This window comes from Streptomyces sp. NPDC030838 (genome assembly GCF_055572035.1).
Genome location: NZ_JBVIED010000016.1, coordinates 144437 through 170365, shown reverse-complemented (window position 1 = coordinate 170365; position 25929 = coordinate 144437). Strand labels below are relative to the sequence as shown.

27 protein-coding genes are annotated in these 25929 nt (G+C 71.1%); 15 read left to right on the top strand and 12 right to left on the bottom strand.

The annotated features are described in order from the left end of the window. Nucleotides 1–2: 2 nt before the first annotated feature. Complete coding sequence (locus tag ACZ42A_RS32860; protein WP_015657891.1) at nucleotides 3–416, bottom strand: ATP-binding protein; 414 nt, start codon at nucleotides 414–416, stop codon at nucleotides 3–5. Between the two features lie 319 nt (nucleotides 417–735). Further along, a complete protein-coding gene (locus ACZ42A_RS32855; RefSeq protein WP_468530954.1) occupies nucleotides 736–996 on the bottom strand; it encodes a UBP-type zinc finger domain-containing protein in 261 nt (86 codons plus the stop codon). A 61-nt stretch (nucleotides 997–1057) separates the two neighbouring features. Here ACZ42A_RS32855 and ACZ42A_RS32850 point away from each other — a divergent pair, with 61 nt between their 5' ends. Next, nucleotides 1058–2653, top strand: coding sequence for a Na+/H+ antiporter (locus tag ACZ42A_RS32850; protein WP_468530953.1), 1596 nt, complete (start codon nucleotides 1058–1060; stop codon nucleotides 2651–2653). A 168-nt stretch (nucleotides 2654–2821) separates the two neighbouring features. Next, nucleotides 2822–5728, top strand: coding sequence for an FxSxx-COOH system tetratricopeptide repeat protein (gene fxsT, locus ACZ42A_RS32845; RefSeq protein WP_468530952.1), 2907 nt, complete (start codon nucleotides 2822–2824; stop codon nucleotides 5726–5728). Here fxsT and ACZ42A_RS32840 read toward each other — a convergent pair. Beyond that, nucleotides 5725–6621: a 1-aminocyclopropane-1-carboxylate deaminase/D-cysteine desulfhydrase gene (locus tag ACZ42A_RS32840; RefSeq protein WP_468530951.1), complete on the bottom strand. Its 897-nt coding sequence runs from the start codon at nucleotides 6619–6621 to the stop codon at nucleotides 5725–5727. The two genes, fxsT and ACZ42A_RS32840, sit on opposite strands and share 4 nt — an antisense overlap. Nucleotides 6622–6660: 39 nt before the next feature. Then, on the bottom strand, nucleotides 6661–7251 hold the full coding sequence (locus ACZ42A_RS32835; RefSeq protein ID WP_468530950.1) for an N-acetylmuramoyl-L-alanine amidase: 591 nt from the start codon (nucleotides 7249–7251) through the stop codon (nucleotides 6661–6663). Nucleotides 7252–7563: 312 nt separating this feature from the next. Between ACZ42A_RS32835 and ACZ42A_RS32830 the strand changes: the two genes are divergently transcribed. The 6 genes from ACZ42A_RS32830 to ACZ42A_RS32805 all read left to right on the top strand — a co-directional run bounded on the left by ACZ42A_RS32830 (nucleotide 7564) and on the right by ACZ42A_RS32805 (nucleotide 12773). Then, nucleotides 7564–8970 (top strand): family 2B encapsulin nanocompartment shell protein, encoded by a 1407-nt coding sequence (locus tag ACZ42A_RS32830; RefSeq protein WP_468530949.1) that lies wholly within the window; start codon nucleotides 7564–7566, stop codon nucleotides 8968–8970. Nucleotides 8971–9082: 112 nt separating this feature from the next. After that, nucleotides 9083–10258 (top strand): family 2 encapsulin nanocompartment cargo protein polyprenyl transferase, encoded by a 1176-nt coding sequence (locus tag ACZ42A_RS32825; RefSeq protein WP_468530948.1) that lies wholly within the window; start codon nucleotides 9083–9085, stop codon nucleotides 10256–10258. Between the two features lie 473 nt (nucleotides 10259–10731). After that, nucleotides 10732–11340, top strand: a complete 609-nt coding sequence (locus tag ACZ42A_RS32820) for a GNAT family N-acetyltransferase (protein ID WP_468530947.1) — start codon at nucleotides 10732–10734, stop codon at nucleotides 11338–11340. A 127-nt stretch (nucleotides 11341–11467) separates the two neighbouring features. Beyond that, nucleotides 11468–12052, top strand: a complete 585-nt coding sequence (locus tag ACZ42A_RS32815; RefSeq protein WP_468530946.1) for a dihydrofolate reductase family protein — start codon at nucleotides 11468–11470, stop codon at nucleotides 12050–12052. Between the two features lie 54 nt (nucleotides 12053–12106). Then, a complete protein-coding gene (locus tag ACZ42A_RS32810; RefSeq protein WP_468530945.1) occupies nucleotides 12107–12328 on the top strand; it encodes a hypothetical protein in 222 nt (73 codons plus the stop codon). A 16-nt stretch (nucleotides 12329–12344) separates the two neighbouring features. Continuing rightward, nucleotides 12345–12773: a YciI family protein gene (locus tag ACZ42A_RS32805; protein WP_468530944.1), complete on the top strand. Its 429-nt coding sequence runs from the start codon at nucleotides 12345–12347 to the stop codon at nucleotides 12771–12773. Here the strand turns inward: ACZ42A_RS32805 and ACZ42A_RS32800 are convergent. Further along, nucleotides 12770–13513: a VOC family protein gene (locus ACZ42A_RS32800; protein ID WP_468530943.1), complete on the bottom strand. Its 744-nt coding sequence runs from the start codon at nucleotides 13511–13513 to the stop codon at nucleotides 12770–12772. The genes ACZ42A_RS32805 and ACZ42A_RS32800 overlap by 4 nt on opposite strands. A gap of 163 nt (nucleotides 13514–13676) precedes the next feature. Beyond that, nucleotides 13677–14072: a superoxide dismutase, Ni gene (gene sodN / locus ACZ42A_RS32795; protein ID WP_166002256.1), complete on the bottom strand. Its 396-nt coding sequence runs from the start codon at nucleotides 14070–14072 to the stop codon at nucleotides 13677–13679. A 143-nt stretch (nucleotides 14073–14215) separates the two neighbouring features. Here sodN and sodX point away from each other — a divergent pair, with 143 nt between their 5' ends. Continuing rightward, entirely contained in the window at nucleotides 14216–14650 is a 435-nt protein-coding gene (gene sodX / locus ACZ42A_RS32790; protein ID WP_468530942.1) for a nickel-type superoxide dismutase maturation protease, read from the top strand. On the opposite strand, the gene ACZ42A_RS32785 is transcribed toward sodX, so the two are convergent. Then, nucleotides 14554–15183 (bottom strand): CGNR zinc finger domain-containing protein, encoded by a 630-nt coding sequence (locus tag ACZ42A_RS32785; RefSeq protein WP_468530941.1) that lies wholly within the window; start codon nucleotides 15181–15183, stop codon nucleotides 14554–14556. The genes sodX and ACZ42A_RS32785 overlap by 97 nt on opposite strands. A 101-nt stretch (nucleotides 15184–15284) precedes the next feature. Between ACZ42A_RS32785 and ACZ42A_RS32780 the strand changes: the two genes are divergently transcribed. Continuing rightward, on the top strand, nucleotides 15285–16055 hold the full coding sequence (locus ACZ42A_RS32780) for a class I SAM-dependent methyltransferase (protein ID WP_468530940.1): 771 nt from the start codon (nucleotides 15285–15287) through the stop codon (nucleotides 16053–16055). Nucleotides 16056–16182: 127 nt separating this feature from the next. Here the strand turns inward: ACZ42A_RS32780 and ACZ42A_RS32775 are convergent, their stop codons facing one another. The 3 genes from ACZ42A_RS32775 to ACZ42A_RS32765 are packed head-to-tail and all read right to left on the bottom strand — an operon-like array spanning nucleotide 16183 to nucleotide 18934. Next, entirely contained in the window at nucleotides 16183–16989 is an 807-nt protein-coding gene (locus tag ACZ42A_RS32775) for an amino acid ABC transporter ATP-binding protein (protein ID WP_468530939.1), read from the bottom strand. Continuing rightward, nucleotides 16986–17924: an amino acid ABC transporter permease gene (locus ACZ42A_RS32770; protein WP_468530938.1), complete on the bottom strand. Its 939-nt coding sequence runs from the start codon at nucleotides 17922–17924 to the stop codon at nucleotides 16986–16988. The genes ACZ42A_RS32775 and ACZ42A_RS32770 overlap by 4 nt, the downstream gene beginning before the upstream one ends. A gap of 41 nt (nucleotides 17925–17965) precedes the next feature. Continuing rightward, nucleotides 17966–18934 (bottom strand): ABC transporter substrate-binding protein, encoded by a 969-nt coding sequence (locus tag ACZ42A_RS32765; RefSeq protein ID WP_468530937.1) that lies wholly within the window; start codon nucleotides 18932–18934, stop codon nucleotides 17966–17968. A 549-nt stretch (nucleotides 18935–19483) separates the two neighbouring features. On the opposite strand from ACZ42A_RS32765, the gene ACZ42A_RS32760 reads away from it, so the two are divergent. From ACZ42A_RS32760 to ACZ42A_RS32745, 4 genes are all read left to right on the top strand, one after another. After that, the gene (locus ACZ42A_RS32760; RefSeq protein WP_468530936.1) at nucleotides 19484–20707 is read left to right on the top strand and encodes an NAD(P)-dependent malic enzyme; all 1224 of its coding nucleotides are present in this window, start codon (nucleotides 19484–19486) and stop codon (nucleotides 20705–20707) included. A 300-nt stretch (nucleotides 20708–21007) separates the two neighbouring features. After that, the gene (locus ACZ42A_RS32755) at nucleotides 21008–21973 is read left to right on the top strand and encodes a zinc-binding dehydrogenase (protein WP_468530935.1); all 966 of its coding nucleotides are present in this window, start codon (nucleotides 21008–21010) and stop codon (nucleotides 21971–21973) included. A 140-nt stretch (nucleotides 21974–22113) separates the two neighbouring features. Next, nucleotides 22114–22323 carry a helix-turn-helix domain-containing protein gene (locus ACZ42A_RS32750; protein WP_003997975.1) on the top strand — a complete coding sequence of 70 codons (210 nt, stop codon included), beginning with the start codon at nucleotides 22114–22116 and terminating at the stop codon, nucleotides 22321–22323. Beyond that, nucleotides 22323–22886: a Clp protease N-terminal domain-containing protein gene (locus tag ACZ42A_RS32745; RefSeq protein WP_468531018.1), complete on the top strand. Its 564-nt coding sequence runs from the start codon at nucleotides 22323–22325 to the stop codon at nucleotides 22884–22886. The genes ACZ42A_RS32750 and ACZ42A_RS32745 overlap by 1 nt, the downstream gene beginning before the upstream one ends. Before the next feature lie 64 nt (nucleotides 22887–22950). On the opposite strand, the gene ACZ42A_RS32740 is transcribed toward ACZ42A_RS32745, so the two are convergent. Then, nucleotides 22951–23982: a PadR family transcriptional regulator gene (locus tag ACZ42A_RS32740; protein WP_468530934.1), complete on the bottom strand. Its 1032-nt coding sequence runs from the start codon at nucleotides 23980–23982 to the stop codon at nucleotides 22951–22953. A 1-nt stretch (nucleotide 23983) separates the two neighbouring features. Next, nucleotides 23984–24904, bottom strand: coding sequence for a DUF4097 family beta strand repeat-containing protein (locus ACZ42A_RS32735; protein ID WP_468530933.1), 921 nt, complete (start codon nucleotides 24902–24904; stop codon nucleotides 23984–23986). Between the two features lie 152 nt (nucleotides 24905–25056). Between ACZ42A_RS32735 and ACZ42A_RS32730 the strand changes: the two genes are divergently transcribed. Further along, nucleotides 25057–25875, top strand: a complete 819-nt coding sequence (locus ACZ42A_RS32730; RefSeq protein WP_468530932.1) for a hypothetical protein — start codon at nucleotides 25057–25059, stop codon at nucleotides 25873–25875. The last annotated feature ends 54 nt before the right edge of the window (nucleotides 25876–25929 follow it).

Below are 25929 nucleotides of genomic sequence, written 5' to 3'. Positions count from 1 at the left end.
CCTCACGCCGGCCCGGGTCCCGCGCCGCGCTGTTTGTAGAGGCTGATCGAAACGGTCTTGTCGTCGTCCACGGCGGAGGAGACCTTGCCCGCGAGGGCGGACAGGACGGTCCAGGCGAAGGTGTCGCGCGAAGGGGCGTGACCGTCCGTGGTCGGCGCGGAGACGGTGACCTCCAGCGAGTCGTCGACGAGCCGGAAGACACAGCTGAGCACCGAGCCGGGCACGGCCTGCTGGAGCAGGATCGCGCAGGCCTCGTCCACCGCGATGCGCAGGTCCTCGATCTCGTCGAGGGTGAAGTCCAAACGGGCCGCGAGGCCGGCCGTGGCCGTCCGCAGCACCGACAGGTAGGCACCCGCAGCCGGCAGCCGGACTTCGACGAAGTCCTGGGTCGCGGGCTCGCCTGCGATCTGGGACACCCTCACCTCCAAGGTGGTACAAGCTCTACGGGGCCGAGGGTCGCCCCCCGGGGTAACGCGATGTGTGGTTCAGCGGTGACGCTACCGCGCTCTCGATTTTTCTGTCCCGGGACCCCAACCCCCTGCTGTCACTCATAGTAAACACATGAATACGCACAGTGGCTAGAGGGTGGGCGGTCCCAATTCGGAACAGGGCGCGCCGGGTTGACGTACCCCGGCGTCAGACGCTCGAACCGTCAGGATCCAGTGTCTCGAACCGCCAGGATCCAGTGTCTCGAACTGTTCCGATCCAGTGTCCGGAACCGAGGTCACGAGCGGGTCACACCAGGACGTGGTCGACGAAGCACCAACGCCAATTCTCACCCGGTTCGAACGTTCGCATCACCGGGTGCCCCGACTTCTCGTGGTGTTCGGTGGCGTGCCGCCCCGGCGAGGAGTCGCAGCAGCCGACGTGACCGCAGGTGAGGCACAGCCGCAGCTGCACCGGGTGCGACCCCTCCGCCAGACATTCCGGGCAGGTCTCGCTCAGCGGTGCGGGTTCCGGGTGCGGCAGCGCGTCGGCGTGCGTGCACTGTTTCATGATTGCCAGATTACGACGGGTGTGCGGATGACCGCGCGGAAAACGAGAGCGGGCGAGAACCATGGACGTGATGCCCCTGCTGTTGCTGGTGGCCGGCAGTGCCGCGATCGCCGCGGCCGGCCGCCGGACCCCGGTGCCGGCGCCGTTGCTCCTGGTCGCGGCCGGACTGGCGGTGTCGTACATCCCCGGGGTCCCCGACTACACCCTCGACCCGCACATCGTCCTGCCGCTCCTGCTGCCCCCGCTGCTGCACACCGCGGCCACCGACAGCTCCTACCTCGACCTGCGCGCGCAACTGCGGCCCGTCGCCCTTCTCTCCGTCGGCTACGTGCTCTTCGCGACCGTCGTGGTCGGCTGGGCCGCCTATGTGATCGTGCCCGACCTCCCGCTGACCGCGGCGCTGGTGCTGGGCGCGGTGGTGGCGCCGCCGGACGCGGTCGCGGCCACGGCGATCGCCCGCCGCGTGGGGCTGCCCTCCCGGATCACCACCATCCTCCAGGGCGAGTCCCTGGTGAACGACGCCACCGCGATCACCGCCTACCGCGTGGCCGTCGCCGCCGCCCTCGGCGAGGCCACCACCTGGGCCGGAGGGGTCGGCGAGTTCCTGCTCGCGGCGGTCGGCGGCATCGGCGTCGGACTGCTGCTGATGATGCCGATCCACTGGCTGCGCACCCACGTCAAGGAGGCACTGCTCCAGAACACGCTCTCCCTGCTGATCCCGTTCGTGGCGTACGGCGTCGCCGAGCAGGTGCATGCCTCGGGCGTCCTGGCGGTCGTGGTCGTCGCCCTTTATCTGGGCCACCGCGCGTGGGAGGTCGATTTCGCCACCCGCCTCCAGGAGGAGGCGGTGTGGAAGATGGTCGCCTTCGTCCTGGAGTCGTCGGTGTTCGCCCTCATCGGACTCCAACTGCCGGTGGTTCTGCGGGGGCTCGGGGAGTACGAGGGCGCCGACGCCGCCTGGTACGCGGTCGCCCTCTTCGTCGTCGTGGTCGTCGCCCGGTTCGTCTGGGTCTACCCGGCGACGTTCCTGCCGCGAGCGCTGTCCGCGCGGATCCGCAAACGCGAGGACAACCCCACCTGGAAGGGGGCGTTCATCATCTCCTGGGCCGGCATGCGCGGCGTGGTCTCCCTGGCCATCGCCTTCTCCATCCCGGTGACCATCCACGGCGGCGAGGACTTCCCCGGCCGCAACCTGATCCTCTTCCTGACCTTCACCACGGTCATCGGCACCCTCGTCGTCCAGGGCCTCACCCTGCCGCCCCTGATCCGCCTGCTGCGCCTGCCCGGCCGCGACCCGCAGGCCGAGACCCTGGCCGAGGCCAACGCCCAGGCACAGGCCTCCCGCGCCGCCGAACAGCGCCTCGACGAACTCCTTTCCGACGAGCGCAACGCCCTCCCGGCGCCGCTCGCCGACCGGCTGCGCACCGTCCTGGAACGCCGCCGCAACGCCGTGTGGGAACGGCTCGGCCAGCCCAACCCCATCACCGGGGAGACCGCCGACGACACCTACCGCCGGCTCGCGCGGGAGATGATCAGCGCCGAGCGGGAGGTCTTCGTCAAGCTGCGCGACCTGCGCTACATCGACGACGAGATGCTGCGGACCCTGCTGCGCCGACTGGACCTGGAGGAAGCGGCGGCGTACCGGGAGGCGACGTGATGTGATGCGAGGTGCGTTGTCAGTGCGAGGGGGGATCATTGGCTCCACAGGCACGACACGCACCTCAGACGCGGCACGCACGACAGGCACGGCAAGCACCACAGCACGGCACGCACGACCGGCACATCACGCAGGACACGAACGGGACTTGGTGACTCGGGGGGCTCGGTGACCGGCACCACACAGCGGTACTTCATCAGTTACGCGGGCGCCGACCGCTCCTGGGCCGAGTGGGTGGGCTATCACCTGGAGCAGCACGGCCACCAGGTCATGCTCGACGTGTGGGACTGGCGCACCGGCGACGACTTCGTGCAGCGCATGGACGAGGGCCTGCGGCGGGCCGACGCGGTGGTGGCGCTGTTCTCCAAGTCGTACTTCGAACCGGGCCGGTGGACCCGCGAGGAGTGGACCGCCGCCGTCGCCCGCCGGGACCGCGTCATCCCGCTCGCCGTCGAACCGCTCACCAACCACGACATCCCCGCGATGCTCGCCACCAGGATCCGCAAGGACCTCCACGGGCTGGACGAGGAGGGCGCCCGCGCGGCGCTGCTGGCGGCGGTCGACGGAGGCGGCCGGCCGAGCGCCCCGCCGCCGTTCCCGGGCGGTGCCGCGGCCCCGACGCAGAAGCCGCAGCAGCCGAAGACCGGGACGGCCAAGGAGGTGAAACCCCGGCTGCCGGACAGCACCAAGCGGGCCGAGGTGTGGAACGTCCGCCGGAAGAACGCCGACTTCTCCGGCCGGGAGGCGGTGCTCGTCGCCCTGCGGGAGGGGCTGCTCGGCAGCCGCGACACCGCCGCGTACGCGCTCCACGGGCTGGGCGGCATCGGCAAGAGCCAGATCGCCCTGGAGTACGCCCACCGCTTCGCCGGCCAGTACGACCTGGTCTGGTGGATCGACGCGGAACAGGCCGACCAACTCCCCGTCCACTACACCGAGCTGGCGGACCGGGTCGGCGTCGCCAACCCCGAGGCCAGCGCGGAGCACAACGCCCGTACGCTGCTGCAGCATCTGCGCGACCGGCCGCGCTGGCTGATCATCCTGGACAACGCCGAGAACCCCGCCGTGGTGGAGAACTGGCTCCCCGAGGGCCCCGGCCACGTCCTGATCACCTCCCGCAACCCCAACTGGCGGGACATCGCCCACCCGTTGGCCCTGGACGTCTTCACCCGCGAGGACTCCCTCGCCTACCTCGGCAAACGCATCCCCGGCATCCCCGAGGAACAGGCCCGCGCCCTGGCCCAGGACCTCGGCGACCTGCCGCTGGCCCTCGCCCAGGCCGCCGGTGTGATCGGCAACGGCATGACGGTGGACCGCTATCGCCGGCTGCTGACGGAGAGCACCGCGCGGATCCTCCAGGAGGGCGAGGTCCCCGGCTATCCGGCGTCCCTGGCCGCCACCGTGGGCATCGCGACGGAGGGCCTGGCGGAGGACCGTCCCGAGGCGGCGGCGCTGCTCCGACTGGCCGCCTTCCTGGGACCCGAGCCGATCCCCACGGCGTGGCTGGAGGAGGCACGGCCCCGGCTGACGACGATCCCGGGGGACCCGGCGGACCCGATGTGGCTCCAGGCGGCCCTGTCGGCGCTGAGCCGCTTCGGTCTGGCCCGCATCGATCACGAGGCGTTCCAGATCCACCGGCTGACGCAGGCGGTGCTGCGGGACCAGGTCGAGGGAGAGCAGGCGAACGCGGTCCGCGACGACGCGGCGGCCGTCCTGGCCGGCGTCACGGCAGGCGACGAGGAGCGGCCCGAGAACTGGCCGGCCTGGGCGAGTCTGATCTCTCACCTCACCGCGCGGCACCTCGACGTCACCGCGCGGCACGAGCTGCGGCCGACGCTGCGGGGTGGGATGCACTTCCTGCTCCGCAGCGGCCAGGCCCGGTCGGCGCTGGAACTCGCCACACAGCTGCTCGAGTCGTGGACCGCTGTGCTGGGCCCCGACCATCCCGATGCCCTGACGTGCAGGCAGTACCTGGGGCATGCGACGGCGGACCTCGGGGATCTGCGGGGCGCACGGCCCCTCATCGAGGACGCGCTGGAACGGCGGCGGCGCACGCTCGGTGACGATCACGTGGACACGCTCAAGTCGGCCAACGACCTCGCGGTGATCCTGGGTCAGCTCGGCGACGACGCGAAGGCGCTGCTGATCAACGAGGACACTCTCGCCCGTCGCCGTCGGATTCTCGGCGACGATCACCCGGATACCTTCCAGTCCGCCCTCAACCAGGGGGTCAATCTCGACGCGCTGGGACGGTACGCCGAGGCGCGGGCCCTGCACGAGGACACCCTCGCTCGCTGCCGTCGCGTCCTGGGGGACGACCACCCCTTGACCTTCCTGGCCGCTGCCCACGTCGGAATGACCCTGACGGAGCTGGACGAGCTGTCGGCGGCTCGTCGCCTGCTCGACACGGTGCTGCGGCAGTGCCGCGACACCCTCGGCGACGACCATCCGACCACGCTGCACGTGAGCTACTGCCTGGGCGAGGCGCTGTACCGGATGAACGCGTTCGAGGAGGCGCGCCAGTCGCAGCTCGACGCTCTCGCCCGTCATCGCCGCGTTCACGGAGCCGACCATCCCGACACCCTGGCGTGCGCCGACGCGCTGGCTCGCACCCAGGTCGAGGTGGGCGATTTCGCGGAGGGGCGTCGTCTGCTGGAGGACACGCTGGAGCGCGCGCGGCGCGTCCTCGGCGAGGACCATCCAGGCTGCCTGGACTATGCCCACAGCCTGAGCGCGATCCATTACAAGACCGGTCTCTACCGAGAGGCACGCCGTCTGGCGGAGGACGTCCTGACACGGCGTAGCCGCGTCTCCGGCCCCGACCACCCCAGCACGCTCGCGTCCGGTTTCGGCCTCGCCGTCACCCTGTACGAACTGCGCGCGTACCCGCAGGCGGCCGAGCTGCTGGAGGACGTACGGGCCCGCCAGCGCCGGGTACTCGGCGACGACCACCGGGACACCCAGCGCACGACCAGGGCCCTTGCCGACGCCTACACCGCCATGGGCAAGAAGTTCAAAGCCCAGAAACTGCTGGGCAAGAAGAGGGCCGTCCGTAAAGTCGGCCGCAGGGGGCGCTAAGGAGCCCCGGTCAACACGGCCGCCACCACCGTGCCCTCGGCGAAGGACCCCTGTTCCACCAGAGTGAAGAGCCCGTACAGCATCTTGGCGACATAGAGACGCTCCACGCCCACCGCATGCCGCTCCTCGAACTCCTCAGCGAACGCATGCAGTTCCGGAGTCGTCCGCGCATACCCACCGAAGTGAAAGCGCTCGTCCAGCCACCATTCCCCCCGCGGCCCCCCGAACGCCGCCTCCTGCAGCGCCCGTATCTCGTCACCGAGAAAGCCGCCCTTCAGCACGGGTATGCCCAGCACCCGCTGCCCCGGCCCCACCCCCGCCGCCAGCCCGGCCAGCGTGCCCCCGGTCCCGCAGGCCACCGCGACCACGTCCGCCTGCCCGCGCAGTTCCTCGCCGAGGGCCAGGCAGCCGTGGACGGCCAGGGCGTTGCTGCCGCCCTCGGGGACGACATAGGCGTCCTCGGTGCCGGTCGCGCGGAGGATGCGTGCGAGGGTGTCCGGATCCTTTTTGTGGCGATACTCCGTTCTGGTGACGAAGTGCAGCCGCATCCCGTCGGCCACGCAGCGGGCCAGCGACGGGTTGAGGGGGCGGTCGGCCAGTTCGTCGCCGCGCACCACGCCGATGGTGGGTACGCCGAGCAGGCGGCCCGCGGCGGCGGTGGCACGCAGATGGTGGGAGTACGCGCCGCCGAAGGTGACGATCGGCCGACCGTCCGCCGCCGCGAGGTTGGGCGCGAGCTTGCGCCACTTGTTGCCGATCAGGTCGGGGTGGATGAGGTCGTCGCGCTTGAGCAGCAGTCGCACGCCATGGCGGGAGAACCGGTCGTCCCGCACTTCCTGCACTGGGGAGGGAAGCCTCGGACCCAGGGCGGCGAGGGCGTCGTTGCTGGTCACGGCACCATTGTCACCCCTGCGGCGTCACATCAGGCGCCCTTACGTCAGCCGGTCCCCGATCCGCTTCCGCATCGACTCCATGGTGAACCCGCGCGGATCCACTTTCCCGGGCTGCCATTCCTTGTGCCCGATGACCGACCGCTCCGTCCATCCGTGGTGGCGGCAGATCGCCGCGGCGGCCCGTTCGACGGCCTCCAGCTGGGCCGCGGGCCAGGGATCCTCGCCATCGCCGAGGTTCTCGCACTCGAAGCCGTAGAAGTGCCGGTTCCCGTCCGTGTTGGTCTCGTTGTCCTTCGGCAGCGGTCTCTCGTCGATCACCGCGCGCAGGACGTCGTCGTCGCCACCGCCGGCGTGGTTGGCCCGGCCGTAGCCGACGAGGTGGACGGTTCCGTCCTTGGTGATGACGCCGTGGCACAGCGGCCCCGGCAGGTTGGCGTGGCCTTTCCGGCACAGGTCCACGGTGACCTTGCTGCCCCGGGTCACCGTGTGGTGGATCATCACGCCGTGAACGGGGCCCCACGGGCCCACGTGATTGCGGTTGTGGTGCTCCCAGTCGCCGACCTCGACGACCTTGACGCCTTCCGCGCGCAGCACTTTGAGGAACCGGTCCGCGGACATCGGTGAGGCCATGTGAGCCCCCTTTCGCAGGGTCCGTGACGGCCGCCCGTCACGACCGTCCGTACCGCTGCTTGTACGGAGTGTGACACCACGGAATCACGCATTCGCACAGCGTGCGAGCCGATCCGGACAGCGCGCTTCCGGCGGCGCGCGCCTGCGGGATGCCAGGAAAGGTCCCTATGTGTGCCCAGCCGACGATGATCCATTCCCGCTCTTTCGGGTAATAGCACGACCACGTTGCGTGATGGAAGGCTTGGTCGGGAGATCGCGAGATCGGTGCCCGGCGCAGATCGCTGCCAGGCATGACCGGGAGGGCAATTTTCTATGTCGGTAGGCGAAGAGGTCCGCACGGAACAGAGCAGGCCGCAGCAGAGCCTCGGCACGGCTGCCGCGCGGAACCTGGCCACCACCACCAAGTCCGTTCCCCAGATGCAGGAGATCAGCTCGCGCTGGCTGCTGCGGATGCTGCCCTGGGTGGACGTGCAGGGCGGCACGTACCGGGTGAACCGACGGCTGACCTTCGCGGTGGGCGATGGGCGCATCACCTTCGTGAAGACCGGTGACCGCGTCGAGGTCATCCCCGCCGAGCTCTGCGAGCTGCCCGCGCTGCGGTCGTACGAGGACGAGGAGGTGCTGGCGGAGCTGGCCCGGCGCTGCGAGCAGCGGGAGTTCGGGGCGGGCGAGGTGATCGCCTCCTTCGGCAGCCAGACCGACGCCGTCTACCTCCTCGCGCACGGCAGGGTGGAGAAGATCGGCACCGGCCCCTACGGCGACGACGAGAGCCTCGGTGTCCTCGCCGACGGTGCCTACCTGGGCGACCAGGCGCTGCTCGACGCGGACGCCATCTGGGAGTACACGGCCCGCGCGATCACCGCGTGCACCGTCCTCATGCTGTCCCGGCAGGACTTCGAGCAGGTCGCGGAGCGCTCCGACTCGCTCCAGGGCCATCTGGAGCAGCGGCGCTCGCTGCCCCGGCAGCGCACCAACAAGTACGGCGAGAAGGAGATCGACCTGGAGGCCGGCCACACCGGTGAGCCGGACATCCCGCACACCTTCGTCGACTACGAGGCCCGGCCCCGCGAGTACGAACTGAGCATCGCCCAGACCGTGCTGCGCATCCACACGCGCGTGGCGGACCTCTACAACCAGCCGATGAACCAGACCGAGCAGCAGATCCGGCTCACCGTGGAGGCGCTGAAGGAGCGCCAGGAGCACGAGCTGATCAACAACCGCGAGTTCGGTCTGCTCCACAACTGCGAGTACGACCAGCGGATCCAGCCGCACGACGGCGTGCCCAGCCCCGACGACATGGACGAGCTGCTGAGCCGCCGGCGCGGCACCAAGATGTTCCTCGCGCACCCGCGGGCCATCGCCGCGTTCGGCCGCGAGCTGAACAAGCGGGGCCTGGTGCCGGAGACGATCGACGTCGGCGGCAACCGCATCCCCACCTGGCGCGGCGTGCCGATCTACCCGTGCAACAAGATCCCGGTCACCGAGGCCCGCACCAGCTCCATCATCGCCATGCGTCTCGGCGAGGGCGACCAGGGCGTCATCGGCCTCCGCCAGTCCGGCATCCCGGACGAGATCGAACCGAGCCTCTCGGTGCGGTTCATGGGCATCAACGAGCAGTCCATCATCAAGTACCTGGTGACGGCGTACTACTCGGCGGCGGTCCTGGTCCCGGACGCCCTCGGCGTCCTGGAGAACGTCGAGATCGGCCGCTGGCGGTGATCCTTCTCGCCCCGAGTCCGTGTCCCCGCCCGGCAGGGCGGGTACACCCTCCGGGGACGTGCCCGATCGGAGCGGACGCGCCACCGTCCGCGCAGCCCGCGAGGGGGATTTCGTGACCGAGTCCGTGACGCAGGCCGAGCAGCGCCGCGCCGGGACACGCGGTGGTGTCGCCGGTCCGCGCCCCGCGGCTCCGCGCCGGGGCGTCGACCCGCGCGAGAGGCGGAGTCCCCTCCCGGCCGACACGGACGGCGGGCCGGGCCGGCCCGCCGGGGACGAGGCGGCGGTGATCCTGGAGCGCGCCCGGGCGTCGGTCGACCCCGAACTGCGCGCGGCGGTGGAGTCGTTGCCGGGTGCGATGCGCCGGGTCGCGCGCTATCACTTCGGCTGGGAGCACGCGGACGGCACTCCGGCGGCGGGCAACGCGGGCAAGGCGATCCGGCCCGCGCTGGTCCTCGCCGCGGCCGCCGCGCTCGGCGGTCCGGGCGGCCAGGCGGCGGCCGTGCGGGCGGCCGCGGCGGTGGAGCTGGTGCACAACTTCACGCTGCTGCACGACGATGTGATGGACCGGGACACCACGCGCCGGCACCGTCCCACCGCGTGGACGGTGTTCGGCGACGCCGACGCCATCCTCGCCGGTGACGCCCTCCAGGCGCTGGCCCTGCGGCTGCTCGCCGAGGACCCGCATCCGGCGTCGGCCGCGGCCGCGGCCCGGCTCGCGGCCTGTGTGGTCGAGCTCTGCGAGGGTCAGCAGGCGGACACCGCGCTGGAGCGGCGTGGCCCCACCGAGGTCGCTCTGGACGAGGTGCTGGTCATGGCCGAGGCCAAGACCGGGGCGCTGCTGGGGTGCGCGTGCGCGCTGGGCGCGTTGTACGCGGGGGCGTCCGCCGAGGACGTCGAGGCGCTGGACGCGTTCGGCCGGGAGGCCGGGCTCGCCTTCCAGCTGATCGACGACGTGATCGGCATATGGGGCGATCCGAGCCGCACCGGGAAGCCGGCCGGCGCGGATCTCGCCGCCCGCAAGAAGTCCCTGCCGGTGGTCGCCGCGCTGGCCTCCGGCACCCCGGCCGCGGCGGAACTCGCTGAGCTGTACGAAGTGCCGTACGACGGCGGGGATCTGGAGCCCACCGTGCTCGCCGTGGAGCGGGCGGGCGGCCGTGACTGGGCCCAGGGCCAGGCGGCGGATCACATGGCCCGGGCGATGCAGGAGCTGGCCCGCGCCATCCCGGAGCCGGAGTCGGCGGGCGGCCTGCTGGCCCTCGCCGAGTTCGTCACCCGGCGCACGACCTAGACCGCCGTACGGCTCGGGCGGCGTGCGGCCTCGACCGCCGTACGCCTCCGACCGCCGCAACCCGCCGTCCGCCGCAACCCGCCGTCCGCCGTCCTCCGTCCGCCGTCCGCGGCAACCCTCCGACCGCCGTACGGCCGGGGCCGGCGATAGGCCCCCGCCGACTGCGCCCGCCGCCCGCCTCCGACGGCCGACCGCCTCCGCCCGCCCCAACCCCGTCCGCCTCCGCCTGCCGTCCGCCCCCCAACTCCCGTCCGCCCCCAACCCCCGTACGGCTCGGACCGCCGTACCCCGCAGACCCCGGCGCCCCCGGGACCGCGCGGCTCCTGACCCCGCGCGGTGGCCGGGGGCTCCGGTCCAGGGGTCCCGCACATCCCCACGGTGTGCGGGGCCCGCCCCGTCTCCGGTCCCGCCCGGCGTACCGGTTAGGCTCAACGGCCGTACGGACACGGCAGGTTGCGGCGAAGGGGCGGGGTATGGGCGTGGCGATCCGGGCGGCGGGGGAGGGCGACCGGGAGCTGGTCGTCCGGTTGCTGGACGAGGCGTTCCGGGAGGACCCGGTCAGCCGCTGGGTCTTCCCCGGCGACGAGTACCTCCGCAGTACCCACCACAAGCTCATGGCCGCCTTCACCGACATCGTGCTCGATGCCGGGCGGGTCGATGTCACCGAGGACGGCTCGGCGTGTGCGCTGTGGCTGTCGGTGCCCGCGGCCGATCCGGACGACGAGGGGCACGCCGACGACGACGGCCCCGCCCAGGTCCGCGCGGCCGTCGATCCCGCGAACGAACGCGTGGAGCTGATCGGCCGGCTCACCGGGGAGATCCACCCCGGGGACCGTGCCCACGAGTATCTGTGGATGATCGGCGTGGCACCGGACCGCCGGGGCGAGGGCCTGGGTACCGCGCTCATCGCGTCGGTCCTCGACCGCTGCGACCGCGAGGGCCTGCCCGCCTATCTGGAGGCGAGCAACGCCGACAGCCGCCGGCTCTACGAGCGGCTCGGCTTCGCGGTGATGGCCGACCGGGTGCTGGAGCTGCCGGACGGCCCGACGATGTGGCCGATGTGGCGGGAGCCGCGCGGCTGAGCCACCGACCGACCAAGCGGAACTACCTCTCCCACTTTCCCCGATCTTCGCCACACCCTTGCAACCACTACAGCTGGAGTACTACAACTGGAGTAGTCACCGAAAGAGCCAAAGAAAAGAGCCCCGCTTGCGCAAGCTCACGTACTTCATCGCCTGTTCCCTCGACGGTTTCATCGGGGACCCGGACGGCGACGCGTCGTCCATGTTCCTCTTCGTCGAAGAGGAGTTCCTCACCTTCCTCAAGGAGGAGTATCCGGAGACCGTGGCGACCCACGGCCGCCGCGCGCTCGGCATCGACGACCTGCCGAACAAGCGGTTCGACACCGTCATCCAGGGGCGCGCCAGCTACGACCTGGCCCTCAAGGAGGGCATCACCAGCCCGTACGCCCACCTGCGGGAGTACGTCGCCTCCCGCACCCTCACCGAGTCCCCGGACCCGAACGTCGAGATCATCGCCGACGACCTGGTCGGCCGGGTCCGCGCGCTGAAGGCCGAGGACAGCCCGCTGGACATCTATCTGTGCGGCGGCGCGCGGCTCGCCGGTGAGCTGATCGACGAGGTCGACGAGATCGTCATCAAGACGTACCCCCTCGTGTACGGCTCCGGCATGCCGATGTTCGCCTCCGGCTTCGCCGCCACCGAGTTCACCCTCGAATCCGTGCGCGCCTTCGGCAACGGCGTCCTGGTACGGACGTACGCCAGGAAGCGGTGAACGAGGGGCGAACGGCGGGGAGCGCTCCGGCGCCGGGCGTCCTACCCTGAGGACATGGACAGCGAAGAACACGCCTGTCCCGTCTGCGGACAGCCCGTCGAAACGGTCGTCCGGCGCCACAAGACGCTGGGCGCGTGGGTGCCGACGTGGGTGGCGGGCCCGTGCCGGAACCCCAAGTGCGAGGCCTACGTCGGGGAGGGCGCCGAAGCCGCCGAGGAGCGGCCCGGGCGCCCCGCCGTGCACGCGCGGCACCCGGGGCACGCCAGAAAGCCCTGAACCGAGGAGCGCACGCATGAAGTACCTGGTCGTCGTGCAGGGCACCCAGGCGGACTACGAGGCGATGAGCGGCAAGGCCTCCGCGCACGCCCCGGTGTGGACGGAGGACGACCTGAAGGCGATGTACGCCTACATGGGTGCGATCAACGCCGAGCTGGCCGAGACCGGCGAGCTGGTCGACGCCCAGGGTCTGGTCGAACCCGCCCGCACCCGCCTGGTCACCCGCGGTCCGGACGGCCGTACGGTGATCGCCGACGATCCGTACGACGCGACCGAGGTGGTGTCGGCGGGCTACTGGCTGCTGGACTGCCCGAGCCTGGAGCGGGTCACGGAGATCGCCGAACGCGTCACCCGCTGCCCCGTTCCGGATGGGACCGCCGATGTGCCGGTGGTGATCCGGCCCGTCCAGGACGGCGCCGACGACGTCCGGACCGACGTGGCCTAGGCCGCCCCGGGCAGCCCGCCCGTCTCAGGGTCCCGCCCCGTGAGGCAGTACGTGCCGCCCGCCGGGTCCCGCAGCACCGCCCAGTGCGCGCCGCGCGCCACCCGTACCGCGCCGAGCCGTTCGTGCTCGGCGCGGGTGGCCTCGATGTCGGCGCAGGCCAGGTCGAGATGGGCGGAGACCGGCCGCTCGGTGCCGAGGCGCTGCAGCAGCACCCGCACCGGCAGTCCGGCCGGCGGCACCACCCCATGGAACTCCGGCAGGGACCCCGGCCGGGACGACCAGCCGGTCAGCAGCCCGCTCCAGAAGGCGACTTCGGCGTCGTAGGACGACGGCGGGACGTCGACACACACCTGGTCCAGCCGGCTGCCGCGCACCACGGGCGGCCGGACCGACTCGCCGTGCCACGGCACGGCGCAGAACAACTGCCCGGCCGGCGACCGCAGGACGGCCCAGCCCTCGTGCTCGGCGACGGTCCGCGCCCCCAGCCGCAGCGCGCTGCCGACGAACTCGTCCACGTCGTCCACGGCGAAGTCGAGATGCGCCCCGCCGTCCCCGGAGTCCACGCCCTGCACCTTCACACAGGCGTCGGCCCCACCGCCCGGCAGCAGCGTCGCGAACTCGCCCCTCTCGCCCCGGGGCGCGGACAGCCGGGTGTCCGTGACGGCCGTCCAGAACTCCTGGGCCCGGCCGAGGAGGGCGGCGGGGCGGTCGACGAAGGCGTACGTCCAACGGATGGTCATGAACGCGATCGTAGAAGGAAGCACCGCACCGCCCGTGCGAATGCCCGAGCGCAGAGCGCCCGTTGGACGCCACAGGGGCCGGTCGGTGTTCCGACCGGCCCCTGTGGGATGCCCGGTGACCTGCGATGGTGCACCGATCGCGGGTCGTGGAGCAGGCCTTGGATCAGGCCTTCTTGGTCTCCCAGAAGATCTTGTCGATCTGGGCGATGTAGTCCAGGGCCTTCTGACCGGTGGCCGGGTCGGTCGACGCCTTGGCGGCCGAGAGGGCCTTCAGGGTGTCGTTGACCAGCTGGTGGAGCTCCGGGTACTTCTCGAAGTGCGGCGGCTTGAAGTAGTCGCTCCAGAGCACCGAGACGTGGTGCTTGGCAAGCTCCGCGCGCTGCTCCTTGATGACCGTCGCACGCGCCTGGAAGTGCGGGTCGTCGTTGGCGGCCATCTTCTCCTGGACGGCCTTCACCGACTCCGCCTCGATGCGGGCCTGGGCCGGGTCGTACACACCGCAGGGGAGGTCGCAGTGCGCGCTGACCTTGACCCTGGGGGCAAACAGGCGGGAAAGCATGGAGCATTCCTTCCTCGTGATCGTCTTCTCAGGTGGGACATTACTCCCTGAGGGACGGGATTTCGCGAGTGCCCCCTTGGGCTTAGGACAAAAGTCCCGGGTGAGACTGAGACTGGTGGAGGATCGGACGGGGAGGTGCCGGGATGCGGGAGCTGTCGCAGGAGACCGAGCGCAGGGGGGCGGTGGCGCCCTTCGGGCTGGCGGAGGTGACCGGGCCGTCGATGGTGCCCACGCTGTACCACGGGGACCGGCTCGTGGTGCGCTACGGCGCCCGGATCCGCCCCGGTGACGTGGTCGTCCTGCGCCATCCGTTCCAGCAGGACCTGCTGGTGGTGAAGCGGGCCGTGGAGCGGCGCGACGGCGGTTGGTGGGTGCTCGGGGACAACGCGTATGCGGGCGGCGACAGCACCGACTACGGCACCGTCCCGCCGGAGCTGGTGCTGGGCCGGGTGCGCTGGCGGTACCGGCCGCGCAAGCCGGGTCAGCGCTCGCCGCTGGCGGTGCTGCGCTGGGCGCTGTCGGCGGTCAGGCCGGTCTTCTGCGACCGGTCCGCCTCCAGGCGCTTGCGGGCGCGGTAGGCGGCCACGTTCGCCCGGGTGGCACAGCGGTCGGAGCAGTAGCGCCGGGAGCGGTTGGTGGAGGTGTCGAGGAAGGCGTTGCGGCACGGGGCCGCCTCGCACAGGCCCAGCCGGTCCACGCCGTACTCGGTGAGGTGGAAGGCGAGGCCCATCGCCGCGATGGCCGCGTAGCCGGCGGTCGCGTTCGACGGGTGGTCGGCGAGGTGCATGTGCCACAGCGGGCGGCCGTCCTCGTCCCGGAAGTCGTGGCCGGAGATCTGCGGGCTCACCGGGAACTCCAGCAGCAGGGAGTTCAGCAGGTCCACCGCCAGGGTCTCGTCGCCGCCGGCGGCCGCCTCGAAGACCGCGCGCAGCCGGGCCCGGACCGAGCGGAAGCGGGTGACGTCCGCCTCGGTGGCGCGCCGGGCCGCCGACTGGTTCTCCACGAAGAGACCGCGGACGGCCTCGACGGACGTCAGCGAGTCCTTGCCCCGGGCCGGCTCCTCGCTGTTGACGAGACGTACGGCGTAATCCGAGTAATAGGCCAGTTCCACTTGTAGTCCTTACGAGGGCACTCTATGGTCATGCTTGCGGTCGGGTAACAGACGATCGTGCTTCCAGGGTATTACGCATGCGTACGTCAGGGAGGGCGACGATGACGGACACGGGCATCACGGCGACGGGCACCGACTGGCAGGCCTGGCAGCGGAGCTGGGACCGCCAGCAGGAGTGGTACATGCCCGACCGCGAGGACCGGTTCCGGATCATGCTGGACATGGTCGAGGCCGTCGTCGGACGCGCGCCCCGCGTACTCGACCTCGCCTGCGGCACCGGCACCATCACGGCCCGGCTGCTCGCCCGCTTCCCCGACGCCACCAGCACCGGAGTCGACCTCGACCCGGCCCTGCTCACCATCGCCGAGGGCACCTTCGCGGGCGACGACCGGGTCACCCTGGTCACCGCCGACCTCAAGGACCCGGACTGGCCGGCGAAGCTGCCCCACGGCTCCTACGACGCCGTCCTCACCGCGACCGCCCTCCACTGGTTGCACAGCGAACCCCTCGCGGCCCTCTACGGTCAGGTCGCGGAGCTGGTCCGCGACGGCGGTGTCTTCATGAACGCGGACCACATGATCGATGACACCACGCCCCGGATCAACGCCGCGGAGCGCGCGCTGCGGCACGCCCGGATGGACGAGGCCAAGCGCGGCGGCGTGCTCGACTGGGCCGAGTGGTGGCAGCTGGCCGCCGAGGACCCGGTGCTCGCCGCGCCCACCGCCCGCCGCTTCGAGATCTACGGCGAGCACGCCGACGGCGACATGCCGTCCGCCGCCTGGCACGCCCGCGTGCTGCGCGAGAAGGGCTTCGCCGAGGCCCGGCCGGTGTGGTGCTCGCCGTCGGACACGCTGCTGCTGGCGCTGAAGTAGGCCGGGTAGGCGAAAGGGGCGGTACGGGAATCCCGTACCGCCCCTTTCAGCGCCCCACAGAGGCGCGGGGAACTGCGTGACCAGCCACAACGCACGCGCCGGCGAACGCGGCGCCACCCGGCGGAGCCTAGAGCACCTTGGACAGGAACGCCTTCGTCCGCTCGTGCTGCGGGTCGGTCAGGACGTCACGCGGGTTGCCGGACTCGACCACCACACCGCCGTCCATGAAGACCAGGCTGTCGCCGACCTCGCGGGCGAAGCCCATCTCGTGGGTGACGACGACCATCGTCATGCCGGACTCGGCGAGGTCGCGCATGACGTCGAGGACGTCGCCGACCAGCTCCGGGTCGAGCGCCGAGGTCGGCTCGTCGAACAGCATGAGCTTCGGGTCCATGGCCAGCGCGCGGGCGATGGCCACGCGCTGCTGCTGGCCGCCGGAGAGCTGCGAGGGGTAGTTGCCGGCCTTGTCGCCCAGGCCCACCCGCTCCAGGAGCTGCATCGCGCGCTCCCTGGCCTCCGTCCTGCTCTTGCCCTTGACCTGGACCGGGGCCTCCATGACGTTCTCGACGGCCGTCATGTGCGGGAACAGGTTGAAGCGCTGGAAGACCATGCCGATGTCCCGCCGCTTGAGCGCGACCTCGCTGTCCTTCAGCTCGTAGAGCTTGTCGCCCTTCTGGCGGTAGCCGACCAGTTCGCCGTCGACGTACAGCCGGCCGCCGTTGATCTTCTCCAGGTGGTTGATGCACCGGAGGAAGGTCGACTTGCCGGAGCCGGAGGGGCCGATGAGGCAGAACACCTCACCGGTCTTCACCTCCAGGTCGATGCCCTTGAGGACCTCGACGTGGCCGAAGGACTTGTGGACGCCCTCGGCCTTGACCATCGGGACGGTGGAGTGCTCGACGGGCTCGTCCGTCTTGCTGAGCTTGTCGGTCATGCCATGCCCCCCTTCGGGCGGCCGAGGGACAACATGTTGGCCTTCACCTTCTGCCACGGCGTGGGCGGCAGCTGGCGGCTCGCGCCGCGGGCGTAGTACCTCTCAAGGTAGTACTGCCCGACGCTGAAGACCGAGGTCAGCAGCAGGTACCAGGCCGCGGCGAGGAACAGCATCTCGGCCGGGGCGCCGGAGGTCTGGCCGATGTCCTGGGCGACGCGGAACAGCTCGGAGTACTGGACCACGGACACCAGCGAGGTCGTCTTCAGCATGTTGATGACCTCGTTGCCCGTCGGCGGCACGATCACCCGCATCGCCTGCGGGATCACGATCCGGCGCAGGGTCTTGGCGTGACTCATGCCCAGGGCGTGCGCCGCCTCGGTCTGGCCCTCGTCGACCGCGAGCAGACCGGCGCGGCAGATCTCCGCCATGTACGCGGCCTCGTTGAGGCCGAGGCCGAGCAGCGCGGTCAGGAACGGGGTCATGAAGTCCGACCACTCGTCCTTGTAGACCGGCCCGAGGTTGATGTACTCGAAGACGAGGCCCAGGTTGAACCAGACCACGAGCTGCACCAGGACCGGCGTGCCGCGGAAGAACCAGATGTAGAACCACGCGATGGACGAGGTCACCGGGTTCCGGGACAGCCGCATGACGGCGAGCAGGATGCCGCCGACGATGCCGATCGCCATGGACAGGACGGTCAGCAGAAGCGTTTTGCCGACGCCGCTGAGGACGCGGTCGTCGAAGAAGTACTCGGGGATCGCGTCCCAGTTGATCCTGCCCTGGGAGAACGCGTACACGACCGCGCCGAACAGCGCGAGCGCGACGACGGCGGAGACATACCGCCCGTAGTGCCGGACCGGGATGGCCTTGATGGCCTCCGGTCCGGCCGGGGGCGTGTCGGCCGGACCCGTCGTCTTGTCGATGTCAACAGTCACGGGTGTTGCCTTTCAGTGCCCGCAGTGCGGTGGTCACGCGGTCACTTGCCGCCGTTGATGGTGGCTTCCTCGACGGCGCCTTCGGCGACGCCCCACTTGTCGAGGATCTTGTCGTACTCGCCGTTGGCGATGATCGCGTCCAGCGCTGCCTTCAGGGCGTCCCGCAGCTGGGCGTCGTCCTTGGCGACCGCGATGCCGTACGGCGCCGCCTCGACCTGCTCGCCGACCAGCTGGAAGTCCTTGCCGCCGCCGGAGGTCTTCACGGCGTACGCGGCGACCGGGAAGTCGGAGGAGCCGGCGTCCGCGCCGCCGCCGCGCAGGCGGGTCTGGGCCTGCTGGTCGTTGTCGAAGGCCTCGATGGTGATCTTCTTGCCCTTCGGGCACTTCTTCGACTCGGCCTTGGCCAGGTCCTCGGAGACCGTGCCGCGCTGCACCACGATCTTCTTGCCGCACAGGTCGGACCAGGTCTTGATGCCCTGGTCGTCGCCCTTCTTGGTGTAGATCGAGACACCGGCGGTGAAGTAGTCGACGAAGTCGACGCCCTCGCCGACCTTCTTGCCGGTGTCGGAGTCGATGCCCTCCTGGCGGTCCTTGGTGTCGGTCATCGCGGACATGGCGATGTCGTAGCGACCCGAGCGCAGACCGGTGATCAGGGTGTCGAAGGTGCCGTTCTCGAACTGGAACTCGACGCCGAGCTGCTTGCCCATGGCGGCGGCGATGTCCGGGTCGATACCGATCGTCTTGCCGGAGTCGTCCTTGAACTCGACGGGCGCGTACGCGATGTCCGAACCGACCTTGATGACGCCCTTGTCGCGGATCTCCTTGGGCAGCCGGTCGGCCAGCGGGGCCTCCACGGTCTTCGTCGCGGTGTCCGTGCTGCCCGAGCCGCCGCCGTTCTCCGTCTGGTCGCCGCAGCCGGTGAGCAGCACGGCGCCTGCGACCGCGATCGCACCGACCGCGGCTAGCCGGGAACGCGCGGCGGTCGGACGACGGGTGGAGCTTGCGGTCATTTTGGGTTCCTCCGGCGGATGGGTGGAGTTGCCGATGGGTCGACGAGAACACACACCTTCGGGTGTCGCGACCTCGTGTGATTACGGCATCTTGCCATTCGGACTGAGCCATTCAGGCGGCCCGCTATGTCAAAATCGGATAACGGGTGACCCCCGAACCGCATCACTCCGGACAACACGACCGCACCTTCTGCGGGAATCCCTCCTTCCAGCCGGAAGATCTTCGGCGTGTCTCACGATGTGGATGTTCGAAACCTGGCATTTGCCGGTTGTCGATCGCTTGTCAAGGGTTTGTCGAGCCCTTGTCCCCATATTCATCTATGAGTCATGTCACCGGCATGTGACCTTCGCGTTATGGACTCGTCGGCGACGCCCTTCGTCCGGTAAGAAGGTTCTTTACACCCCTCATCCGGGGCAGGGCGCGTGTGCGGCGCGCCCGTCGCGTATGTGCCCGTACGCATCACTCACTGGGTCATACGCGGTGCCCGCCCACCCCTCACCAGGAGTGGACCCACCCTCAAACCATGAACACTTAAGGGGTAAAACGAAGTGGCAGCGGAGATCGTCAATCCTCGCAGCGAGACGAATACGGATCAGGAGGGCGGTGCGGAGCCCCTCGATTCCTTCGATCCGGCGTTCGCGCTGCACCGCGGCGGCAAGATGGCCGTGCAGGCCACCGTGCCGGTCCGTGACAAGGACGACCTGTCCCTGGCGTACACGCCCGGCGTCGCGAAGGTGTGCACCGCGATCGCCGAGCAGCCGGACCTCGTGCACGACTACACCTGGAAGTCGTCGGTCGTGGCCGTCGTGACGGACGGTACGGCCGTGCTCGGGCTCGGCGACATCGGACCCGAAGCCTCCCTTCCTGTCATGGAAGGCAAGGCGATCCTCTTCAAGCAGTTCGGCGGCGTCGACGCCGTGCCGATCGCGCTGGCCTGTACCGACGTCGACGAGATCGTCGAGACCGTGGTGCGGCTCGCCCCGTCCTTCGGCGGTGTGAACCTGGAGGACATCTCGGCACCCCGGTGCTTCGAGATCGAGCGCCGGCTCCAGGAGCGGCTCGACATCCCGGTCTTCCACGACGACCAGCACGGCACGGCGGTCGTGACCCTCGCGGCGCTGCGGAACGCGGCGAAGCTCTCCGGGCGTGAGCTCGGCGATCTGCGGGCGGTCATCTCGGGCGCCGGCGCGGCCGGTGTCGCGATCGCCAAGATGCTGATCGAGGCCGGCATCGGGGACGTCGCGGTCACCGACCGCAAGGGTGTCGTCTCCCGGGACCGTGAGGACCTGACCGCGGTCAAGCGCGAGCTGGCGGAGATCACCAACAAGGCCGGGCTGAGCGGTTCGCTGGAGCAGGCCCTCGCCGGTGCGGACGTCTTCATCGGCGTCTCCGGCGGTACGGTGCCGGAGGAGGCCGTCGCCTCCATGGCCGAGGGCGCGTTCGTGTTCGCCATGGCCAACCCGAACCCCGAGGTGCACCCCGACGTCGCGCACAAGTACGCGGCGGTCGTCGCCACGGGCCGGTCCGACTTCCCGAACCAGATCAACAACGTGCTGGCGTTCCCCGGGATCTTCGCCGGGGCGCTCCAGGTGCGGGCCTCCCGGATCACCGAGGGGATGAAGATCGCGGCGGCGGAGGCGCTGGCCGCGGTGGTCGGCGACGACCTCGCTCCCGACTACGTCATTCCCTCGCCGTTCGACGAGCGGGTCGCGCCGGCCGTGACGGCGGCGGTGGCCGCGGCGGCTCGGGCGGAGGGTGTGGCTCGGCGGTGACGCCGGACGCGTCGAGGCGCTGAGTTCAGCCGAATGGCCCCGTCCTTTTTGGGCGGGGTCATTTTTTTCGTGGGGTTGGGCTGTTCGAGTGGGGGCGCCTTGGGTGGGGAGGTGGGGCCCGCCGTAGGTGATCGCGAGCGGGGAGGTGGGGCCCGCGGTGCGCGACCGCGGGTGGTCTGTGGCTGGTCGCGCAGGTCCCCGCGCCCCGTTCGGGGCGTGCGGTCGCCCGGCGTGCAAGAGGGTATGTCTCACAGGGTGGCGCGGTTCCGTCGGCCCGGACGTACGCCTATCGTCGCCCCCATGTTCGCTGTCTACGCCGCCCGAATCGACCCCGACCAGCCGCTCAGCGGCCTGGAGTTGGGGGAGCGTCCCGCCCCCGAGGCCCGGCCCGGCTGGAGTGTCGTCAACGTCAGGGCCGCCTCCCTCAACCATCACGACCTCTGGTCCCTTCGCGGGGTCGGCCTCCCCGAGGACCGGCTCCCGATGATCCTCGGCTGTGACGCCGCCGGCGTCGACGAGGACGGCAACGAGGTCGTCCTGCACTCCGTCATCGGCCAGACCGGCCACGGCGTCGGCCCGAAGGAACCGCGCTCCATCCTCACCGAGCGCTACCAGGGCACCTTCGCCGAGCAGGTCGCCGTGCCGACCTGGAACATCCTGCCGAAGCCCAAGGAGCTGTCCTTCGAGGAGGCCGCCTGTCTGCCGACCGCCTGGCTGACGGCGTATCGGATGCTCTTCACCAACGCCGGGGTGCGCCCCGGTGACTCGGTGCTCGTGCAGGGTGCGGGCGGCGGCGTCGCCACCGCCGCGATCGTGCTCGGCAAGGCGGCCGGGCTGCGGGTCTTCGCGACCAGCCGGGACGAGGCCAAGCGGAAGCGGGCGCTGGAACTCGGGGCCGTGGAGGCGCTGGAGCCGGGGGCGCGACTGCCGCAGCGGGTGGACGCCGTGATCGAGACGGTGGGCGCCGCGACCTGGTCGCACTCGGTGAAGTCGCTGCGGCCCGGCGGCACGCTGGTCATCTCCGGTGCCACCAGCGGCGACCGGCCGTCGCACGCCGAACTGACGCGGATCTTCTTCCTGGAGCTGAAGGTGGTCGGGTCGACCATGGGCACCAAGGACGAGCTGGAGGACCTGCTGTCGTTCTGCGCGGCCACGGGCGTACGGCCGGTGATCGACGAGGTGCTGCCGCTGGACCGGGCGCGGGAGGGCTTCGAGCGGCTGGCGGCGGGGGAGCAGTTCGGCAAGATCGTGCTCACCAACTCCTGAGCACCACGGCTCCTCAGTACCGCAACTCCTGAGTGCCGCCGCGCGTTTCGGCCGGTCCGGTTCTTCCGGGCCGGCCGTTTTCGTGGACGGGATGTCAATCAGGGTTGACATCCGGGGATGTGTCAACTTAGGTTGACATCATGACCGAAGCAACGGATCTCGCCGAGCGCGCGGGCGACCGCGACCCCCGGGTCGGACTGCGGGCCGTCGCCGCCCTGCGCAGGCTGCTGGAGCAGTTGGAGGCCGTGCAGGTGCGCAGTGCGCGCAATCAGGGCTGGTCGTGGCAGGAGATCGCCGCGGAACTCGGAGTGAGCAGGCAGGCCGTGCACAAGAAGTACGGGAGGCGATGATGTTCGAGCGGTTCACCAAGGACGCCTGTGAGGTGGTGAAGGGGGCTGTCGTCCACGCCGAGCGCGAGCGGGCGCGGACCGTCGACGCCGGGCATCTGCTGCTGGCGCTGCTCGACCGGGAGGCGAGCCGGGACTCCTTCGTGCTGGCGGCGCTGGGGGCCGGGCGCCGGGAGTCGATGACCCGGGCGCTGGCCGAGGCGCGGCGCCGCGCCGGGCTGTCCCAGGCCGAGACCGAGGCGCTGGCCGGACTGGGGATCGACGTGGCGGAGATCGTGGCCCGGGTGGAGGAGGTGCACGGCGTCGGCGCGATGGCCGGGTCCCCGAAGGACAAGGCGTGGTGGGGCTCGGGCCGCCCCTCCTTCGGCCGGGACGCGAAGGAGGTGCTGGAGAAGTCCCTCCGCATCACCCTGGCCCGCCGCGACCGTGCCATCGGCGACCAGCACCTCCTCCTCGCCCTGACGACGCTCCCGGGCGTCGCCGCGGAGGTCCTGGCGGACCATGGCGTGTCCTACGAGTCGGTGACCCGGGTGCTGGACGGCGGGGGAGAGGCGAAGGCGGGCTGAGGGGGACTGAGGTGGCCTGAGGTGGCCTGAGGCGGGCCCCTCGCGGGGTTGCCGCCCGGCCTCCCTACACCTTCGGCTTCGGCGCCCGCAGCAACGCACCGATGTGCGCCGCCGCCATGGACAAGTGACCGCGGGCGTCGCGGAGTTGGTCCGGTGTGACGCCGTGGTCGCGGGCCGCGTCCCGGATGTCGTCGCGGAAGCGGTCCAGAAGGCGGTCCAGGTCGCGGGCGGGGTCGCCGGTCGGCGGCTCATGGGCCCAGGACGGTTCGTAGTCGGCCGGGAAGTCCTCGGGGGTGGCCGCATACTCGGGCTCCGGCCCGGCCTTGGTCGCCTGGCCGCGGCCGAAGCCCATGTCCTTGCCGAACTCCTTGCCGAAGTCCTTTCCGAACTCGCCGAACTCCTTGGCCAGTTCGGTCAGTCCTTCACGCAGCCCCGTCGGCCAGTCGCCGCGCGCGAAGTGGTCCTGGACCTGCTCCTGGACCCGTCGCGCGATGCGCTGCACCTCCTCCTGGGCCTGCGTCCGGGCGCGCTCCTGCGCCTCCTTCGCCTGGCGCCGGGCGCGCTGGGCCTCCTCGCGGGCCCGGCGGCTCTCGTCCTTGGCGCGGCGGGCCTGCTCCTTCCACTCCTGCTTGACGCGCCGCATCTCCTCCTTGGCCGCGCGCCAGGCCTCCTTGTCCACAGGCTCCTCGGCGGCGCCGGTGCCCTCCCGGGCCTGGCTCGCCGCGGCGGCCCTCATCTCGCGCCGCAGATCACCGGCCGCGCCCCGCACATCGGCCCGGATCTCCGCGGCCAGCTCGGCGACCGACTCCCGGATCTCCAGCTCCAGGTCGGCCAGCTCTCCGCTGCGGTCGGCCAGTTCGGCGCGGCCCGCGTCCGTGATGGCGTACACCTTGCGGCCGCCCTCGGTGGTGTGGGTGACCAGGCCCTCGCTCTCCAGCTTGGCCAGGCGCGGATACACGGTGCCCGCCGACGGCGCGTACAGCCCCTGGAAGCGTTCCTCCAGGAGGCGGATCACCTCGTAGCCGTGGCGCGGGGCCTCGTCGAGCAGTTTCAGCAGATAGAGGCGGAGGCGGCCGTGGGCGAAGACGGGGGGCATGTCAGAGCACCTTCTTGTCGGTCGTGCCGTCGGCCGGGGCGCTGGTCGGGGACGAGCCCTCGCCCGGACCGGCAGCGGCATTCTCCCCCGAGCCCTCCCGTGTCCACGGCTCCCCCTCCTCCTGCGGCCGGCGCAGGAGGGCGATCGAGCCCGAGACGGTCGTCGCCTTCAGGCTGCCGTTGCCCGCGCCGAGGCGGCCGGTGATGCGCTTGGCGCCCCACTGGCCGCTGACCCGGAGGTCCTCGAAGGCGTTGGAGACGGTGCCGCTGGCGGTGTTCGCCTCCACCTTCGCGTCCGCCGGCTGCGGCAGGCGGATGGCGATCTCACCGGAGACGCTGGTGAGGCTGATGTCGGTCGGGCGGCCCGCCGGGTCGAGGTCGACGATCATCGAGCCGCTGACCGAGTCGGCCTTCACGGAGGAGCCCGCCTCGACGACGGTCAGGTCCCCGGAAGCGGAGTTGAAGCGCAGATCGCCGGTGAGGGCCTGTGCCTCCAGGTTGCCCGAGACGAGGTCCGCGCGGACCGGTCCGGCGAGCCCGACCAGCGTGGTGTCCCCGGAGACACCCTTCACCTCCACATGGCCCTCGATGCCGGAGACCACCGTGGCGGCGCCGATCGTGCCCACCTGGACGTGCGTGCCCGCGGGGACGGCCAGGGAGACGACGGCACTGCGCCGCCACTCCTTCCGGTCGAGCCACTTCCGGACGTCCTTCCAGGGGAGATCCTCGTAGGTCACCGTCAGCCTGCCGCCCTGCTGGGTCACCAACACGGGTGGGCCCTCGATCTCGGAGATCTCCAGGCGGGCGGAACCCTCGTCCGTGCCCACCACGTTCACCGTTCCGTTGACGACCTGGACGTGCAGCTCGCGCACGGGCTCGTCGATGGTGAGCTTGCTCGGCTCCGCGACGGACCACTCGGACATGGTGCAGACCTCCTCGAACGCACAGCTCCCCATCGACGCGCCATATCGCGTCTCACGTAATTCACGATATATCGCGGCTGGGAGAAGTCAAGAGACTCGTTCTGGCGATCACCAAGCTCACAAACCAGACAAAGTGGCCTAGCGTGTGAGGCATGTCGAAGGACGACTCCCCGGGCGCCCTGCTGCTCTGCCGTGCGGACCCCGACTCCGTCGCCTCCACCGCCCGGCTGCTGCGCGAGCCCATGCTGCTCACCGGCGCCGGGGCGCAGTGGAGCGTGCTCGTGCCGGAGGGCACGCCGTGGCGGGACGGCGGCGAGCCGGTCGACCGGGTCGCCACCGGGTGGGCCGCCGCTCTCGCCGTCAGCGCTCCCTGGCCGGTTCTCGCCCTGTGGTGGGACGCCGACCGCGCGGGCTACACGCTCGCCTCCGGCTTCCGCCGCCCCGTCGGCTACATCTGGCTCACGGCCGGCACCCCCGCCGGGGAGGACGAGGCCATGCGCACCTTCGCCGCCCGGCTGGGCCTCGACCCGGTCCTCGACGTGCAGTCCCTCGACCAGCTGACGCGGCCCGACGCCGAGGCCGACGCCCGCGCCCGGATGCGCGGTCTGCTCGCGGTCCTCACCCGCGTGGGCGTGGCCCTGCCCGCCGGTCTCGCCCCCGGCGAACCCGCCGGCCGTCTGACCGAGGCCGCCCGGGCCCGCCCCGACGTCCGGCACATCGAGTGGCCGGGCCTGCGGGAGGCCGTCCGCGCGGAGCCGGCCGTCGTCGAGCACAGTCGCCTCGGGTCGTATCTGCCTCCGTACGGCGACCCCAGGGCCCGCGGCCTGGCCCTCGCCCAGATCGCCGCCGGTCTGCCGCTCACCGCGTGGGGCCTGCGGCGCCGTAGCGCCGGCTGGCTGGTCGCGGGCGCCCTCCTGCTGGCCCACGGCACCCTCGGCCTGGCGTACGAGCTGACCCACCCGCGCGACTGACGCGGCAGCGCGGGGGGAACGAAGCCGGGCAAACGAAAACGGGGCACCCTAAGG

Bases quoted from the DNA above. Each gene is read 5' to 3' on its own strand.
- ACZ42A_RS32855 (WP_468530954.1), bottom strand. From the start codon at position 996: ATGAAACAGTGCACGCACGCCGACGCGCTGCCGCACCCGGAACCCGCA.
- ACZ42A_RS32850 (WP_468530953.1), top strand. From the start codon at position 1,058: ATGGACGTGATGCCCCTGCTGTTGCTGGTGGCCGGCAGTGCCGCGATC.
- ACZ42A_RS32835 (WP_468530950.1), bottom strand. From the start codon at position 7,251: ATGGCCTCACCGATGTCCGCGGACCGGTTCCTCAAAGTGCTGCGCGCG.
- ACZ42A_RS32830 (WP_468530949.1), top strand. From the start codon at position 7,564: ATGTCGGTAGGCGAAGAGGTCCGCACGGAACAGAGCAGGCCGCAGCAG.
- ACZ42A_RS32820 (WP_468530947.1), top strand. From the start codon at position 10,732: ATGGGCGTGGCGATCCGGGCGGCGGGGGAGGGCGACCGGGAGCTGGTC.
- ACZ42A_RS32810 (WP_468530945.1), top strand. From the start codon at position 12,107: ATGGACAGCGAAGAACACGCCTGTCCCGTCTGCGGACAGCCCGTCGAA.
- ACZ42A_RS32805 (WP_468530944.1), top strand. From the start codon at position 12,345: ATGAAGTACCTGGTCGTCGTGCAGGGCACCCAGGCGGACTACGAGGCG.
- ACZ42A_RS32800 (WP_468530943.1), bottom strand. From the start codon at position 13,513: ATGACCATCCGTTGGACGTACGCCTTCGTCGACCGCCCCGCCGCCCTC.
- sodN (WP_166002256.1), bottom strand. From the start codon at position 14,072: ATGCTTTCCCGCCTGTTTGCCCCCAGGGTCAAGGTCAGCGCGCACTGC.
- sodX (WP_468530942.1), top strand. From the start codon at position 14,216: ATGCGGGAGCTGTCGCAGGAGACCGAGCGCAGGGGGGCGGTGGCGCCC.
- ACZ42A_RS32780 (WP_468530940.1), top strand. From the start codon at position 15,285: ATGACGGACACGGGCATCACGGCGACGGGCACCGACTGGCAGGCCTGG.
- ACZ42A_RS32775 (WP_468530939.1), bottom strand. From the start codon at position 16,989: ATGACCGACAAGCTCAGCAAGACGGACGAGCCCGTCGAGCACTCCACC.
- ACZ42A_RS32765 (WP_468530937.1), bottom strand. From the start codon at position 18,934: ATGACCGCAAGCTCCACCCGTCGTCCGACCGCCGCGCGTTCCCGGCTA.
- ACZ42A_RS32755 (WP_468530935.1), top strand. From the start codon at position 21,008: ATGTTCGCTGTCTACGCCGCCCGAATCGACCCCGACCAGCCGCTCAGC.
- ACZ42A_RS32750 (WP_003997975.1), top strand. From the start codon at position 22,114: ATGACCGAAGCAACGGATCTCGCCGAGCGCGCGGGCGACCGCGACCCC.
- ACZ42A_RS32745 (WP_468531018.1), top strand. From the start codon at position 22,323: ATGTTCGAGCGGTTCACCAAGGACGCCTGTGAGGTGGTGAAGGGGGCT.
- ACZ42A_RS32740 (WP_468530934.1), bottom strand. From the start codon at position 23,982: ATGCCCCCCGTCTTCGCCCACGGCCGCCTCCGCCTCTATCTGCTGAAA.
- ACZ42A_RS32735 (WP_468530933.1), bottom strand. From the start codon at position 24,904: ATGTCCGAGTGGTCCGTCGCGGAGCCGAGCAAGCTCACCATCGACGAG.
- ACZ42A_RS32730 (WP_468530932.1), top strand. From the start codon at position 25,057: ATGTCGAAGGACGACTCCCCGGGCGCCCTGCTGCTCTGCCGTGCGGAC.